Origin of the sequence: Melioribacter sp. Ez-97 (genome assembly GCF_051488665.1) — a bacterium.
Classification (GTDB): domain Bacteria; phylum Bacteroidota; class Ignavibacteria; order Ignavibacteriales; family Melioribacteraceae; genus Melioribacter.
In genome coordinates, this window is record NZ_JBPSEG010000005.1 from 60487 (window position 1) to 75218 (window position 14732).

Below are 14732 nucleotides of genomic sequence, written 5' to 3' on the forward strand. Positions count from 1 at the left end.
TACTAAACATATCTGAGCGCATAGACAGGCTCCAGTTTAATTGCGCGATACGCAGGGTATATTGCGCCCAGCGCCGCCACGAAAGGAATCGTAATCAGAGTGTTGATAACATTTTCAATCAAAAGCACCGGATAAATTATCGCTCCGACGCCGAAGGATTCCAGGCTGGCGGCAAAAATACTGAAGTCGATACCCGTATGGGACAAAGGCAAATAAATTAATACGGCGACAAACGCCCCGACAATAGCGCCGGCGACTCCCAATATAAAAGCTTCGGTAAGAATCATTAAAAACAGTTTCGAATTCTTCATTCCGATCGATTTCAACACTCCGAATTCTCGTATCCGCTCCATAACCGCCATCAGCATCGTGTTAATAATTCCGAATATAAGGGCAATGCTTACGATCACTGTAATTATATATGCCGACTGCTTATAGAAATCGAGCTGTATTACCAGCAGCGGCAAATTATCGGAATACGACAGAACTTCGTAATCGCCGTTCAAATTTTTTTGAATGTCGCGTTTAACTTTATCTGCAAGTTTGTAATCGTCGAGAATGACTGCTATTTCGTGAATGTTATTCCCGATTTCCAGAAGGTGTTGCGCGCTTTTAAGCGGAATATAGATCAATGAATTATCAATTTCCGAACTGAAAGTTTTGAAAATGCCGCTCACTCTGAAGAGGTCGGAGCCGATGCTTCCGTCAGGCGTATTCGAAAGCAGAACTACTTTATCGCCGATATCGACATTCAGTTTATCTGCCAATTTTTCTCCGAGAACAATTTCGCGAAGGATTTGTTCTTCCCCGCCGCTGCCGCTGATATAGTTCCCCCGTTTAATAAAAGTATGCATAATGGAAACTTTCGATTCCCTCTCCGGATCGATTCCGTTAATATACACTCCCGATGAATTAGTCGCGCTGCTAATCAATCCGAACGAGACTACTCTCTCAGAATACGCTTTGACGTGGGAATTTGTATCGATTACGCTCTTAACTTTTTCCGGATCCTTGATAAAATTTTTAACCAGCTTGTTATCTTTAAATCCTTTCTTATGAATTTGAATGTGAGCGACGCTCGTGTTAATTTGATTGTTCAACATTTGAACAAGCATTCCGTTGGAAAGACTGTCGAGCAAAATTATAGCTGCGACTCCCACAACCACGGAAGATTGAATAATAATCGACCTTCTTTTATTTCTCCAAAGATTTCGCCAAGCAATTTTTAATATCATATTATACCCCGGCGCTCAAGTGTACCTGATGCCTTTCAAAGGTTCCAGATTATAGACTTTATATAAAGGATAAATTACCGCTATCGCCGATATTATCATTACGGTAAGAGTAGTATTCAAGAAAATCGAAAATTCGAGCGAAGATTTAATAACGGGCATAAATCCGTAGAGCTCATAGAGGTCTTTTATTTCTCCGCCGAACTCCACCGGATTGACAAACAGATAATAATTCACGCCCCAACCGAGAAGATTGCCGATTAATATTCCCGTAAGCGCGAGCATCATGGTTTCGATTAAAACGAGCAAGACCAACTTTAGCTGAGGCATTCCGATGGCGAGCGCCACTCCGAATTCGTTGAACCTTTCGGTTACCGACATGAGTACGGTATTCAATATTCCGAATGCGACAATGGAAATTAAAATAAGCAGATAAAAAATACCGCTGACATTATCGAATTCGATCGTTTCCTTGAAATCGGGCATCAATTCTCCCCAATCATAAACCCCGAGTTTACGGTTCAATAGCGGGAGGATATTTTCCTTAACTTCCTGTATGTTTGTCAATTCGTCCACTTTAATAGCAATGGCATGAATTCGTCCGTACATAGCGAGGAGCTCGTCGGCTGTTTCAAGGTTCATCATCACGCCCATTTCGTCGATTTGAGGAGAGCCTGTTCTTAGTGCGCCTACGACTTTAAATTTCAGATTTCCCATCGAGCCGTCTGCACTCTGAGCAAGAACCACAACCTCGTCTCCGATCTTCGCTTTCAAATTATCGAGCAGTTTGTAACCGATTACAATTTCATAAGGCTTTCTGAAAATTCTTCCTTCCGTTACGCGAGTTAAGATTCTGGAAACATTTTGTTCTTTATCCCTATCGACGCCGATAATTGCAGCGCCTAAGGAATTGTCGCCTTTGCTTATTAAACCGTCGGCGTAGATTCTTCTGGAAAACGATACGATATGAGGGATTTCGGAGAGCTGCGTAATGAGATTTTCATCAGGGTAAAAAGCCTGATTCACAGATCTGTCTTCCTTATAGTTCGGTCTTTGAATCTGAATATAGCCCGTAAACATTTCGACAGCGTTTACGATATTTATTTCATAGGTGCCGAGCTGCACTCCTCTCATGGCAATCGTAGCCAGCGTTGCAAATCCGACGGCTAAGAGAGTTAGAATTGAACGCCTCTTATTTCTCCAGATATTACGCCATGCCATTTTGAGCAACAAGCGCATTTAATCGCCCCGTTCGAGTTCCCTGAATGTAAATATTCTGTTATTTATGTTGATATCAAATTCCATATCGATAATTTTAATCGTAGTGGAATGCCCTTTTTTAGCCACATTATGCATTACCCAAACAGAAGGGATATTGCGTTTTCCGAATTTTTTTATCTCTTTATACTCTATATATCTGACGAGCTTGCCTTTTTCGTCGTAATACTCCACTTTTGCCGGCAAATAGTCGTCTTTCCGTACCCAGTAATAGAGTTTACCCCAAACCACCGGAGCGTCCGGTTTGGGAATCAATTCGATCTTCCAGCATTTAACTCCGTTAAGTTCGTCTTCTCCGATTAACTTTTGATAGTAGTCTTTGGCAAGATTCGACTCCCTTACCAGATCGTCGTTAGTAAAATCGGAACCGTTCCACGATTGGAGCATCATCGAAGGGGGAATTTTAATTGTGGTCTCGGTGTTCTTCAGGTAGTTCCACATTTCATTGCCGATCTTGAGAGTTTTGTTGCCTGCTTCCCTGTTGGGATATTTAATCACGATAAGAGCTTTCTCATTGCCGACCCACCAGCTTTCCATCTTCAATGTGCGCGTGTAATCGGGAGTGGCAATAATCATTTCGAAAGTACCGTGGGCAGTCTTTCCTTTAATCAGGTCTTCGGATTTTCGAATGATTTCCGACGCTGTTTGCGGATAAACCGAAGTCGAGACCAAAAGCAAAAGAAATATTTTTAATAGCTTCATAATTTTCATCTATTATTGACTAAGCGGTCAGTCATTAAATTATCAAATACGGTAATTTATTGCAAGAGATTTATTAATTTATTTCCAACAATGCATAGCCGGAAGGCAATTTTACAAATTTGAGAGTAATCAAGAGCTCCTGCCCCGCATTCAGAAACGTTACCTCAACTTTGGTTATTTTACGTTCCTGATTTTTTTCGTTAACTATTTCTTTAATCGAATATTTTTCGCTTACGTTCAGAAGAGCGGCAATTTTTTTACATATTCTTTTGGCTGCGTTTAACTCGTCCTCGTTTTGCGGATTTAATACGGCTTTTAGTTTTCTGTTCGAATCTTCTCCGTTATAAACAATCAGGGCGGCTGCTTTTTCGTAATTTTTTTGCTTGCTTAGCTTAAATAGTTCCTCTACTGCATTATGTATTTGATTTTCTTCCTGAGGAGGAACGCTGTTTTTTTGCGGTATTACGAAGACGGACATCAAAATCAGCAGCAATACGGTCAGTAAAATATTATAGATCGATTTCATATTACCCCTCCAAAACTAAAAACAAAATTTAAACATCCGTAACAAGATAGTGTTCCTTCGTCAAAAAGTAAAATGTTTGATCGGCTCTCCCTTGGCGTCGATCTCGGTCATAGCTTCGATTCCGATATCCAGATGCGTATCGGTATATTTTTTCGTTACATATTTATCGGACTTTTCGGTTTTAATTCCTTCGGGAAACATCGGCAAATCCGACACCAGCAAAAGCGCTCCCCGGGCAATTTGATTTGAGTGCCCTACGATAAACAAAGTCGCCGTTTCCATATCGATGGCAATTACGCCGAGTTTTTTTAAGTAAGCTTTGAAGGTTTCGTCCCATTCCCAGAGCCTTCTGTTGGTAGTATAAACGACGCCCGTTCTGTATTCCATTTTGCGTTCAACAATTTTATCCGAAACGAATTTATGGAGTTTAAATGAGGGCAAAGCCGGCACTTCGGGCGGGAAATAGTCGTTGCTGGTGCCTTCGCCTCTGATTGCCGCAATCGGAAGAATGAAATGACCGATTTCAGTCGAACGTTTCAGACCGCCGCATTTGCCCAGGAAAAGGACCCCTTTGGGATTCCTGGCTATTAACAAATCCATAATCGTAGCCGCATTGGCCGAACCGATACCGAAGTTGATGATTGACAATCCCTTGCTGTTGGTGGCAGTCTGCATCGGTTTACCCATTCCTTTAATGTCGCAATTAAATCTCTCTGCAAACCGCGTTACGTAATTATAAAAATTCGTCAGCAGAAGATAGTCGCCGAATTCGTCTATTTTTGTGCCCGTATATCTGGGCAGCCAGTTTTTTGCAATTTCGAGTTTCGTCTTGAGTTCTTTTTTCTTTGCCATAAAAATTCCTATTTGATTCGAACAAAGCGTTTATTGGTTTTTTCTTCAATTCTAAGAACTATCAACGAGAATAGATATCCCACGGCAGAACCGATCAAAGCTCCGCCCAATATATCCGACGGATAATGAACGCCTACATACGGTCTGGACAACGCCACTAAAGAAGCCACGACAATAAATGTAATTTTATACTTCGGATAAAGTCTCGAGAAAAATACGGCGACCGAGAAATTATTAACCGCATGGGATGAAGGGAAAGAATACGAACCGGTACAGCCGACTAGAATCCTTACATCGGGCAAGGCGTTACACGGTCTTATTCTCTCGAATAAATTCTTCAACAAATTGCTGCTCAATTGGTCGGAAGCCGCAACGAGCAATATCAATATAACGGCTGCAATTCGTCCCCTTCTGCCTCCTTTAATAATCAGCGTCAAATAGAGAATAGTATAAGCTATGAACCAATTTTTAGGGTCGGTAATAAACGGAAAAAATTTATCGAAGACCGGATTTGACAGCGTGTGATTGATAAAATAAAAAACGGAAACGTCGATATTCAGTAAAAAATCCAAATCACATCCTAAAGAATTTTTAATAACGCCGATAATATATTAATTATTTATTTATTAATTTAGTGGAAATAATAATTCGTTTACTCCTGAGGAAGGCAACTTACAAGCAGTTAATTATTTTTTCCATAATCGAATTTAACGGATAGCAAGTGGGATTAGCAGTAAATACGGCAAAAAAATTTTCCAGAACTCTGGAACATAAAGTAAATGAATATATTAAGCAGGAGACGCAAAAAGAGCTCCTGTCGCCATTCCGGTCGTTAGCAATTTTTTCAGCTGCTTCGGGCGGAATAGCTCTTATTTTCGAAGTACTCTATTTCAGCGAACACAGCGTTGAACTCTATGTTTCCCGTTTGTTTTCAGTCCTTGTGGCGTTCGTATTGCTCGTGATATCGAATTCGCGGTACGGGAAAGAGCACCCGGTTTTACTCGTCCATATTTTGTTAATGTCGATAGTCGCTTCTTTTGGAGTGATGATCTATCTCGAGCCTCAAACTCTCGTATTCAATTCACACATAATAAGTCTTATAATATTTACGGCGGCTCTTTTTCTCAGCTGGGAAGTTCGTCATCAGGTTTTGGTAGCGGTTTATTATAATCTTGTGTTTGTAGCCTCTGCCATAGCGAACAGTTCGCAAACCCAGAATATTCCCCATATGCTCGAATCGATAGTACTTGTAATGATTATAAGCGTAATGGCGGTAGTAGCCAGCTATATAAATTACAGACTGCGACGCGAAGCTTTAATCAAAAGTTACGAAGTAGTTCTTTCCGAGAAAAAGTTCAGAAATATTTTTGAAAATTCTGTCGAAGGCGTATTCCAGATTACTCCGGCAGGCAAGTTCACTGCTGTAAATCCGGCTTTTATAAGAATGTTGGGATATTCAACCGAAGAAGAAATTAACAAATTGAATTTCTTTAAAGATCTGTTCAAAAGGAAGTCGGACGCGGATTTGTTGAATAAATTACTCGAGAAACAAGGCAAGGTAAAAAATTACAGAGTTCAATTCCTCAAAAAAGACGGAAGCGAGATAGCCGTCAAAATGAACGTGCGCTTGAGCTACGACGAAGAGGAAGACGCCACATTCTTCGACGGCAGCCTTCAGGATATAACCCAACAGGTGCTTGCGGAACACGAGCGGCAAAAAGCGCTTGAAGCCTTGCGTCAGGAAAAAATAAAATCCGACGTAGCGGCTCAAAAAGCGCGGCAGGAAAGCAGCTATAAAACAAAGTTCCTTGCAAATATGAGTCACGAGGTGCGCACGCCGATGAATTCCGTTATGGGTTTTCTGACATTAATCGAAAACGACCTTTTCGAGAGCGAAGAAGAATTGAAAAAGTTCGCGCGGGACGCCCGGCTTGCGGCCGAATCGCTGCTCGATATAATCAACAACATTCTCGATATTTCCAAAATCGAAGCCGGCAAAATGGAACTCGAAGAAAACGAGTTCGATCTGAGCGACGAAATTCATAAAGTTTCTTCCATAATCGGTCAAACTGCCCGCCAAAAAGGCATTGAAATAAAAGAAAAAATCGATCAGGATTTACCCGATAAAATTTACGGAGACGCCACGCGCTATCGTCAGGTAGTTTTGAACCTGGCAAGCAACGCCGTAAAATATACGGACGAAGGCGGCGTAACTATTTCTGTCGAAATTAAAAACAGGACGACCAGTTCAATCGAAATACTCACCTCAGTTGAAGATACAGGCTCGGGCATACCGAACAACAAAATTCCTCTGCTGTTCGAACCGTACGTTCAGGTAAAAGACAAAAAAAGCCGAAAGGAAGGAACGGGACTCGGACTGGTTATTGCCAAAGAATTTGTCAAACTTATGGGCGGCGACATAAGCGTGGAAAGCAAACCGGGTCAAGGAAGTAAATTCTACTTTACGGCAAAATTCAGACTTACTCCTTCTGAAAGCGAAGAAACCGCAGCCGGGACAGCGGCTCACTTCAATCAAACAGAAGTTGCTACGCAGGAAGAGGAAGAAAAAGCAACTGTTGAAGAGCCGAAATCGACAAAACGTTTGCTCCTGGTAGAAGACAATCCGATAAGCCAGGATTTAGAATTAAAAATTCTAAGGGAAGTCGGCTATTCGGTAGATGCGGTTTCGAGCGGCAGCGACGCAATCGACGCCGTAAAAACCGGCAGGTACAATCTGGTGCTGATGGATATCGAAATGTCGGATATGGACGGAATTGCAGCTACAAAACAAATAAGGGACATTCCCGGCGAAGTGGGCAAAATACCGATAATCGCAGTCACAGCTCATTCTAGTATGAAAGACCGTGAAAAATGTTTGGCGGCGGGAATGAACGATTATATTGCCAAACCGATCAACATTCAATTCTTAAAACTTACAATCGACCAATGGTTAAACAGACCTTTGGATTAAACGAAGGCTGCGCCCGTCCTGCGCAGCCTTCAGATTTTTTTATGCCATCTTGAGAGTTTCTTCGATATGAGTTAACGCCCAATCGATTTCCTCTTTTTTGATTACCAAAGGCGGGGCAAAACGAATCACGTTTTCGTGAGTTTCTTTACAAAGAATTCCTCTTTTCATCAGAGCTTCACAGAACCGCCTGGCACCTCCGGCTTCCGGTTTTAATTCCACTCCGATAAACAGTCCCTTGCCGCGCACTTCTTTAACATGCGGAGACTCGATAGCTCTTAACCTTTCGATAAAGTATTTACCTAATTCCGCCGAATTTTCGATCAATTTTTCTTCAATTAACACTTTGAGCGATTCTCTGGCTACGGCGGCGCCGAGCGGATTTCCTCCGAATGTAGAACCGTGGTCGCCAGGCTTGAAAACTCCGAGAACTTCTCTATCCGACAGTACGGCAGAGACGGGATAACATCCGCCCGATAAAGCTTTGCCAATTATAACTACGTCGGGTCTGACGCCTTCGTGTTCGAATGCAAATAATTTGCCCGTTCTTCCCAAGCCCGATTGAATTTCGTCGGTTATAAAGAGAACATTGTTCTTCTTACAAATTTCATAAGCTTTTTTCAGGTAGCCTTCCGGCGGAACAATTATGCCGCCTTCTCCCTGAACGGGTTCGACTATAAAAGCCACCGTGTTTTCGTTAACGGCATTTTCCAGCTCTTCGGCATTGCCGTATTCGACGATCTTAAAACCGGGAGTAAAAGGACCGAATCCGTCGCGGTATTGTTCTTCGGTCGAAAAACTGATGATTGTTATAGTTCTTCCGGCAAAATTGTTTTTGCAGGCTATTATTTCGGCTTTATTTTCCGGAACTCCTTTAACTTTATATCCCCACTTCCTTGCCGCTTTCAACGCGGTTTCAACCGCTTCGGCTCCGGAATTCATCGGCAGTGAAATTTCGTATCCGGTCAACTCGCTCAGTTCTTTATAAAGCAGCGGGAGTTGGTCGTTTCGGAATGCGCGCGAAGTCAACGTAACTTTTTCCGCCTGCTTTTTAAGAGCATTGACAATTCTGGGATGACAATGCCCCTGATTAACCGCCGAGTATGCGGCAAGGCAGTCGAGATATTTATTCCCCTCAACGTCGTAAACCCAGCAGCCTTCCGCTCTTTCAATTACAACATCCAGCGGATGGTAATTATGCGCCCCATACCTTTCTTCCAGTTCGATGAATTCTTTTGTCGTCATAAAAATCCTCTTTTATTTTTATTTATGCTTCTAAATTATTAAAATTGTTTTTCACTTCCGAATGATGATTACACAAAAAAAATTCATAATTTTTGGCAGTAAATTTGAAGAATGGGTGAAGAGATGGAAATTAAGACATTGAGTTTTACCGTAAACACAAAAGGGAACAACGACATTATCGATATAACCGGCGAAGTAAACGACAAACTGATCGAAACGGGTTTCAAAGAAGGCAACGTACTGGTATTCGCTCCCGGCTCAACGGCGGGAATTACGACGATAGAATTCGAACCGGGATTATTGAAAGACTATCCGGAATTTTTCGAAAAAATCGCGCCTTCAGGCAAGCGTTACCATCACGACGAAACCTGGCACGACGCCAACGGATACGCTCACGTCAGAGCGTCTTTACAAGGCAGCTCCATTACAGTCCCTTTTACAAATTCCAAATTGCTGCTTGGAACCTGGCAGCAAATCGTACTGATCGACTTCGATAACAGACCCCGCCGGAGGAACATAATCACACAATTTATGGGACAATAAAATGACAAAACTCAAGATTTTTCTGCTTCTCTTTTTCGTGCCGATCCTGCTCAATTTTGCCTGGGGAAACGAAGGACACAAATTAATTGCAAAACATGCAATGAATATTTTATCATCCGAAATCGGTCTTTCTCAAGATAATGTTAATTATATCATCGAGCATTCCGTTGACCCGGACTACAGGAAAAAAGACGATCCCGACGAGCCGGTCCGGCATTTCATTGACATCGATTTTTACAGCGAATTTTTAAACGGGAATATGATTAAATCGAAAGAAACATTGACTGCAATTTACGGCGACAGCGTTGTTACAAAGATGGGTCTGCTTCCATGGGCTACGGCTGAAACCTATGAAAAACTCGTAGACGCATTCAGGTCGAAAGACCGGGAGAAAATATTGCTATATACATCAGACCTGGCTCATTATGTGGGAGACGGACATCAACCGCTGCATGCCACTTTGAATTATAACGGACAGCTCACCAATCAAAAAGGAATTCACTTCAGGTATGAAATTGAAATGTTCAACCGTTACATCAATGAAATTGAAGCCGGTCTCAATGATGGTAAAGCGTCGGAACTTAAGGCTTCCCTACCGGACATAATATTCGATTATATTTCGGAATCGAATTTCGAGGCGGACATAATATTGAGCGCCGACAGACATGCAGCCAAGCAGAGCCAAAACGACGAGAATAAATATTACGAAATTCTCTGGTTCAGAACCCGTCATTTGACCGTCGAAAAAATAAATCAAGCCTCATCAATGTTGGCAAATATGATTTATACCGCATGGATTAAAGCCGGAAAACCTGATTTGAGTTCGTTATGAAAAATAAATTTGTAACGGTTTTCGGAAGTTCGGTTCCCAAGCCCGGAGAAGAAGAATACGAAACAGCTTACCAGCTCGGAAAGCTGCTTGCAAAATCGGGTTTGAATGTTTGCACGGGCGGGTATCAGGGAATTATGGACGCGGTTTCAAAGGGAGCGAACGTAGCCGGCGCTGAAGCCGTAGGCGTTACTCTCGACATTTATAATTCAGTTCCGAGCAAATATCTGACTAAAGAAATCAGATGCCATACGCTTTACGAAAGGCTCGACAATCTGATTAAAATCGGCGACGCCTATGTAATATTACAGGGCGGAACAGGAACCCTGGTTGAGCTTGCCGTTGTATGGGAGTTCATCAACAAAAAAATGATGCAGCCGAAACCGGTCGCATGCCACGGACAAATGTGGAGCGAAATAGTAAATCTTATGGAATCTCAAATTAAAAAGGAGAAGCGGGAAACCGGATTGATAAAATGTTTTTCCGACATAGAAACATGCGCAGATTATATAATCAGCTCACTTACCCTGGTCTAATAATTCTTCCGAAAGTTGATAAACAAGTTCAACGGGCAGTTCCTTTATGCACTTAAATTTGACGTCTTTCCTGCCGCAAGTAAGCGGCTTGGGCGAGTAATAAAAACAGGGCGAGCATTCCAAACCGATAGAAGCGATTCTGTGAACGGTTTTCCAGGGACGTATATAATTCGGATTTGTGGGACCGATTAATGCGACTACTTTCAGTTTGAGCGCCGAAGCCACATGCATCAGGCTCGAGTCGTTTGTAACAAACAAATTACATTTTTGCATTACCGCAGCAGTGTGAATTAACGAATCGGTTTCAACCGCCAAAACATTTGAAGCGCCCGCGTGTTTGACGATTTCTTCTTTTAAACCGCGTTCTTCCGGTCCGCCGAAAATCAACACGCGCGCTTTCCGTTTATCGATAAACTCTTTTGCCAGCCGAGCGAATTTTTCCGGACTCCATCTTCTGTTAGCATGATTTTTCAATGTGGAGCAGCCCGGATGAAAACCAATTATCGTTTCATCTTCGCCTATGTTATGCTCCCTCAAAAAATTTTGTGCATATTTTTTATCGTCGTCCGTCAGATTTAATATCAGTCCTTCAATATTATCGAATCGACCGCCGCTTATCTTTTCAATCAATTTAATATTTTCTTCCACATTATGAAGCGAATCGTTTTCTTCTATTCTCACGTTGTTCAGAAAACCGAGATTCATAAAATCCTTGCGAAGATATTTAACGGCGGCTCTTTTACGGGCTCCGATTAAAAAATTAATCAGATTGTATTCTTTTCTGTTGGAAGGATAGACGTTAATCGATATATCGTATTTCCCTCTCAGTCCCATAACAAAAGAAAGCGACTCGATTTTGGAACGGTTGAGAAAATCCCAGTATATGACCTCGGATATTTCCTCCAGATTTTTATAAATATCCGATACGCCTTTGTACATAACAAGGCAGTCGATTTCAGAACCGGGATAGATTTTCTTCAAAGCCGCGAGAGCCGGTGTAAACATTAACGCATCGCCTATTCCCGATAAGGCAATAACCAAAATTTTCATGTTCTTACTTTTATTCTTAAAAAGTGAAGAGTCCGCAACTCGGCGGACTCTTATAATGACAAATCAGATAATAGCAAAGACTTTATTTAACTTCGAGCGTATCGACGCCCGCAAGTCTTCTGTACCTGTTGAGCAATTGTTTGACGGATTCGTCGTACGGCAGGTACATTTGCAATTGATTGAGTACTTCGACGGCTTCTTTATACATTTTCATATTTTCATAATGCGTCAACAGTATGTCGTAGGGATTATTCCAGCTCGAATAGTCGCGCGGATTGTTTTTCAATTGCAATTTAGCCGTTTCAATTACTTCTTTTGCCAATTCTTTATACTTGTCGTATGCGCCTGCGGCATAGTAGAGACGAGCTACGTCATGAAGAATTCTGTTATCCACTCTTACGATACTTCGGGGTATTTTTTGTTCCATCAGGTCGAGGGTTTCCACCGTACGCGCGCTGTCTTTCATGCTGTAAAGATAATGGACGGCAAGCCTCATAAACGTATTGCGATAATTCTGAATCAACCGTTCGTGGTTTTCGTCGAAAAAGATCGTCGAGTCGTTCAAGCCCCTGAATTTAAATCCGGGACGATAATCTCTCGAGAATCCTTCCGGCTCGTCGAACAATTGTTTGCGCATAACCGGTTCGTTAATAAACTCAACAGAGCCGGCGTTCGATTTGTCGGGCACAAGGCGCAGAGCCATTCCTTCCATGCGCAAGTATTCGTCGAGTCCCAGTTTACTGTCGTCCGAGCAAGTTACCGCAAAGTAAACAGGTCTTTTCCATTTGCTCTGCATGATTATGTCGAGGACTACCAGATCCTGAGTACGAATTGCTTTTACATTGCCGTATTGCACCGGATTTTTCATTAGCCATGTAAGTTTTCCGGTTTTAATAATCGTGCTGTCTTTAACGTCGAACTCTTTGATTACGTCCGGCGGAACGGGAATCGACATTTCCACGGGTTCCCATCTTTGGACGGTAAGATTGTCGATGTCTCTGTCGGAAAGACTCATCGCCACTTTTTCGGCTCCGTACGGCGAAGTGTTTTTCAACTGTTTGATATACCACGGAGTATTAAGAAGGCTCAAATTTGCGATCCTAACGTCCCTTCGAACTCCTTCCACATCCTGCAAATACCATAAGGGGAAGGTGTCGTTATCTCCGTTGGTAAACAAAATTGCATTCGGAGCGGCGCTTTGCAATAAATTATAGGCATAGTCCCATGGGACGTAATTGCGCGAACGGTTATGCTCGAAATAATTCGCATGAAACATATTGACAGGTACGACAATTATGCCCGCAGCCATCACAAGACCGAGAGCCGGTTTGAGATTTTTTATTTTGTCGAACTTTTCAATCATCAATTCGATAATGCCTCGCATACCGAGAGCAATCCATATCGAGTAAACGAAAAAGGCGCCGACATAGAAATAGTCTCTTTCACGCGGTTGAGGCTGCTGCTGGTTTTGATAAAAAGCCGTCAAATATCCGAGGAAAATAAACATAACCAAAAACACAGAAGCCATTTTCCAATCGCGCCGGAAATGATAAAAAAGACCGAACAATCCGATAAAGAACGGAATTCCGTACATATCCGACCAGTCGACTCCGCTGTCCTGATATGTTGAAACGCGACCTATATAATTCCAGAACAGGTATCTGTTAAACATATGGTCCATTTGATAGCGCCACAGAAAATCGAGGTCGCTCGAATAATTTGTATAGATTCCCATCTGATGCGGTTCGTTGGAAAATCTTCTCTTAAAAGTCGGGAAATCGCCGTACTGCTCGCGGTTCAGATACGATTCGAGTTCCGTAAACGTCTTCGGCGAATTCATGTTAATCGGCGGTTCCTCGTTTGCGCGTATAATTATCATAGCGTACGTGGTTATTCCAACGAGTCCCAACAGGAATGCTTTTGACACTAAATTGAGAGTAGGCTTGTTATTCTTCGCCGTCCAATGAACGGCATAGCCTACAACGGCAAAGAGTAATATCGAAACAATTATGTCCATAGTGTAGTCGTTGCCAGCCGTAACGGAAATCAACTTCGGCACATATTTTACCATTCCCGGATATACGACTACGAGAGTTATTCCGCCGAGGATCATCGGGATGTAAAAAGAATTTCTGGTAAAGATTTTTTTATAAAGAGCCGCCATAATCAGAACCGATATGGCTCCAAGAACGACGACAAAACGTTTGTCGATATCTTTGTATTCATCCGGAGTCGGCGGAGTGGACGAGGTTTGAGCCGCCCACATCAATGCGGCTACTATCAGCACAACGGCTGCATGGATAACAAATATGATTGCGGTCTTTTTAAGAGTCTCTTCGTCGTCAATATATTTTCTGAAAACAACCACCATTACAATCGGGACAATTGCGAGAACAGCCATAAGATGAACGCCGGTAGACAAACCGATCAAGTACGCTATCAGAAGAAGATATTTTTCGTTATCGGGCTGGTCGGCTTTTTCGTTCCATTTCATCATCAACCAGACTACAAAAGCAATAAAAAACGTAGATGAAGCGTATACCTCGGCTTCGACCGCATTAAACCAAAAAGTGTCGCTGAAGCTCAACGAAAGGGCTCCGATAGCGGCTGGGATATAAACCGTTAAAGCTTCGAACAGATTTTCGGGTTCTTTTTTTCTGTAACTTTTTATCAGCATTACCGCAATTAGATAGAGAAACATTACCGTAAAAGCGCTCGAAAAAACCGATATCATATTTACTCTTAAACCGATATTCTCGGCGAATGGAATCATCGAAAAGAGCCTGCCTACGATTAAGAAGAACGGCGTACCCGGAGGATGCGGCACCTGCAAAGCGTAAGACGAGGCAATAAATTCGCCGCAGTCCCAGAACGAAACCGACGGCTGTACCGTCATTAGAAAAACGATTAAACTGACTGCAAATACAATTCCTGCAAATATTCTGTTGAGTAGTTTATAATTCATCATTCC

Annotated in this window: 13 protein-coding genes; 4 read left to right on the forward strand and 9 right to left on the reverse strand. The window is 42.3% G+C overall.

The window, feature by feature from the left end; genetic code table 11:
- Nucleotides 1-2 precede the first annotated feature (2 nt).
- From ACSSWA_RS07705 to ACSSWA_RS07730, 6 genes are all read right to left on the reverse strand, one after another.
- Nucleotides 3-1235, reverse strand: a complete 1233-nt coding sequence (locus ACSSWA_RS07705) for an ABC transporter permease (protein WP_437355984.1) — start codon at nt 1233-1235, stop codon at nt 3-5.
- A gap of 15 nt (nt 1236-1250) precedes the next feature.
- A complete protein-coding gene (locus ACSSWA_RS07710; protein ID WP_437355985.1) occupies nt 1251-2471 on the reverse strand; it encodes an ABC transporter permease in 1221 nt (406 codons plus the stop codon).
- Nucleotides 2472-3212, reverse strand: a complete 741-nt coding sequence (locus tag ACSSWA_RS07715; RefSeq protein ID WP_422881237.1) for an outer membrane lipoprotein-sorting protein — start codon at nt 3210-3212, stop codon at nt 2472-2474.
- 73 nt (nt 3213-3285) lie between these two features.
- Entirely contained in the window at nt 3286-3738 is a 453-nt protein-coding gene (locus ACSSWA_RS07720) for a hypothetical protein (protein WP_437355986.1), read from the reverse strand.
- 60 nt (nt 3739-3798) lie between these two features.
- Nucleotides 3799-4590 (reverse strand): AMP nucleosidase, encoded by a 792-nt coding sequence (locus tag ACSSWA_RS07725; protein WP_437355987.1) that lies wholly within the window; start codon nt 4588-4590, stop codon nt 3799-3801.
- Nucleotides 4591-4598: 8 nt separating this feature from the next.
- The gene (locus ACSSWA_RS07730; protein ID WP_437355988.1) at nt 4599-5162 is read right to left on the reverse strand and encodes a phosphatase PAP2 family protein; all 564 of its coding nucleotides are present in this window, start codon (nt 5160-5162) and stop codon (nt 4599-4601) included.
- 149 nt (nt 5163-5311) lie between these two features.
- On the opposite strand from ACSSWA_RS07730, the gene ACSSWA_RS07735 reads away from it, so the two are divergent.
- Nucleotides 5312-7561, forward strand: a complete 2250-nt coding sequence (locus ACSSWA_RS07735) for an ATP-binding protein (RefSeq protein ID WP_437355989.1) — start codon at nt 5312-5314, stop codon at nt 7559-7561.
- A gap of 39 nt (nt 7562-7600) precedes the next feature.
- Here the strand turns inward: ACSSWA_RS07735 and rocD are convergent, their stop codons facing one another.
- A complete protein-coding gene (gene rocD / locus ACSSWA_RS07740; RefSeq protein ID WP_437355990.1) occupies nt 7601-8803 on the reverse strand; it encodes an ornithine--oxo-acid transaminase in 1203 nt (400 codons plus the stop codon).
- Nucleotides 8804-8926: 123 nt separating this feature from the next.
- On the opposite strand from rocD, the gene ACSSWA_RS07745 reads away from it, so the two are divergent.
- Genes ACSSWA_RS07745 through ACSSWA_RS07755 form a run of 3 tightly spaced genes read left to right on the forward strand, consistent with a single transcriptional unit; the run spans nt 8927 to nt 10711 of the window.
- Nucleotides 8927-9346 (forward strand): secondary thiamine-phosphate synthase enzyme YjbQ, encoded by a 420-nt coding sequence (locus ACSSWA_RS07745; protein WP_437355991.1) that lies wholly within the window; start codon nt 8927-8929, stop codon nt 9344-9346.
- 1 nt (nt 9347) lies between these two features.
- Nucleotides 9348-10178 carry a zinc dependent phospholipase C family protein gene (locus tag ACSSWA_RS07750; RefSeq protein WP_437355992.1) on the forward strand — a complete coding sequence of 277 codons (831 nt, stop codon included), beginning with the start codon at nt 9348-9350 and terminating at the stop codon, nt 10176-10178.
- Nucleotides 10175-10711, forward strand: coding sequence for an LOG family protein (locus tag ACSSWA_RS07755; protein WP_437355993.1), 537 nt, complete (start codon nt 10175-10177; stop codon nt 10709-10711). The genes ACSSWA_RS07750 and ACSSWA_RS07755 overlap by 4 nt, the downstream gene beginning before the upstream one ends.
- Here the strand turns inward: ACSSWA_RS07755 and ACSSWA_RS07760 are convergent.
- Together ACSSWA_RS07760 and ACSSWA_RS07765 are read right to left on the reverse strand one after the other, a co-directional pair.
- Nucleotides 10694-11761, reverse strand: coding sequence for a glycosyltransferase family 9 protein (locus ACSSWA_RS07760; protein WP_437355994.1), 1068 nt, complete (start codon nt 11759-11761; stop codon nt 10694-10696). The genes ACSSWA_RS07755 and ACSSWA_RS07760 overlap by 18 nt on opposite strands.
- Nucleotides 11762-11843: 82 nt before the next feature.
- Nucleotides 11844-14726, reverse strand: a complete 2883-nt coding sequence (locus ACSSWA_RS07765; RefSeq protein WP_437355995.1) for a protein O-mannosyl-transferase family — start codon at nt 14724-14726, stop codon at nt 11844-11846.
- Nucleotides 14727-14732: the final 6 nt, after the last annotated feature.

Coding starts and splice junctions, on each gene's coding strand:
- ACSSWA_RS07705 (WP_437355984.1), bottom strand. CDS start 1,235: ATGATATTAAAAATTGCTTGGCGAAATCTTTGGAGAAATAAAAGAAGG.
- ACSSWA_RS07710 (WP_437355985.1), bottom strand. CDS start 2,471: ATGCGCTTGTTGCTCAAAATGGCATGGCGTAATATCTGGAGAAATAAG.
- ACSSWA_RS07715 (WP_422881237.1), bottom strand. CDS start 3,212: ATGAAGCTATTAAAAATATTTCTTTTGCTTTTGGTCTCGACTTCGGTT.
- ACSSWA_RS07720 (WP_437355986.1), bottom strand. CDS start 3,738: ATGAAATCGATCTATAATATTTTACTGACCGTATTGCTGCTGATTTTG.
- ACSSWA_RS07725 (WP_437355987.1), bottom strand. CDS start 4,590: ATGGCAAAGAAAAAAGAACTCAAGACGAAACTCGAAATTGCAAAAAAC.
- rocD (WP_437355990.1), bottom strand. CDS start 8,803: ATGACGACAAAAGAATTCATCGAACTGGAAGAAAGGTATGGGGCGCAT.
- ACSSWA_RS07745 (WP_437355991.1), top strand. CDS start 8,927: ATGGAAATTAAGACATTGAGTTTTACCGTAAACACAAAAGGGAACAAC.
- ACSSWA_RS07750 (WP_437355992.1), top strand. CDS start 9,348: ATGACAAAACTCAAGATTTTTCTGCTTCTCTTTTTCGTGCCGATCCTG.
- ACSSWA_RS07755 (WP_437355993.1), top strand. CDS start 10,175: ATGAAAAATAAATTTGTAACGGTTTTCGGAAGTTCGGTTCCCAAGCCC.
- ACSSWA_RS07760 (WP_437355994.1), bottom strand. CDS start 11,761: ATGAAAATTTTGGTTATTGCCTTATCGGGAATAGGCGATGCGTTAATG.
- ACSSWA_RS07765 (WP_437355995.1), bottom strand. CDS start 14,726: ATGAATTATAAACTACTCAACAGAATATTTGCAGGAATTGTATTTGCA.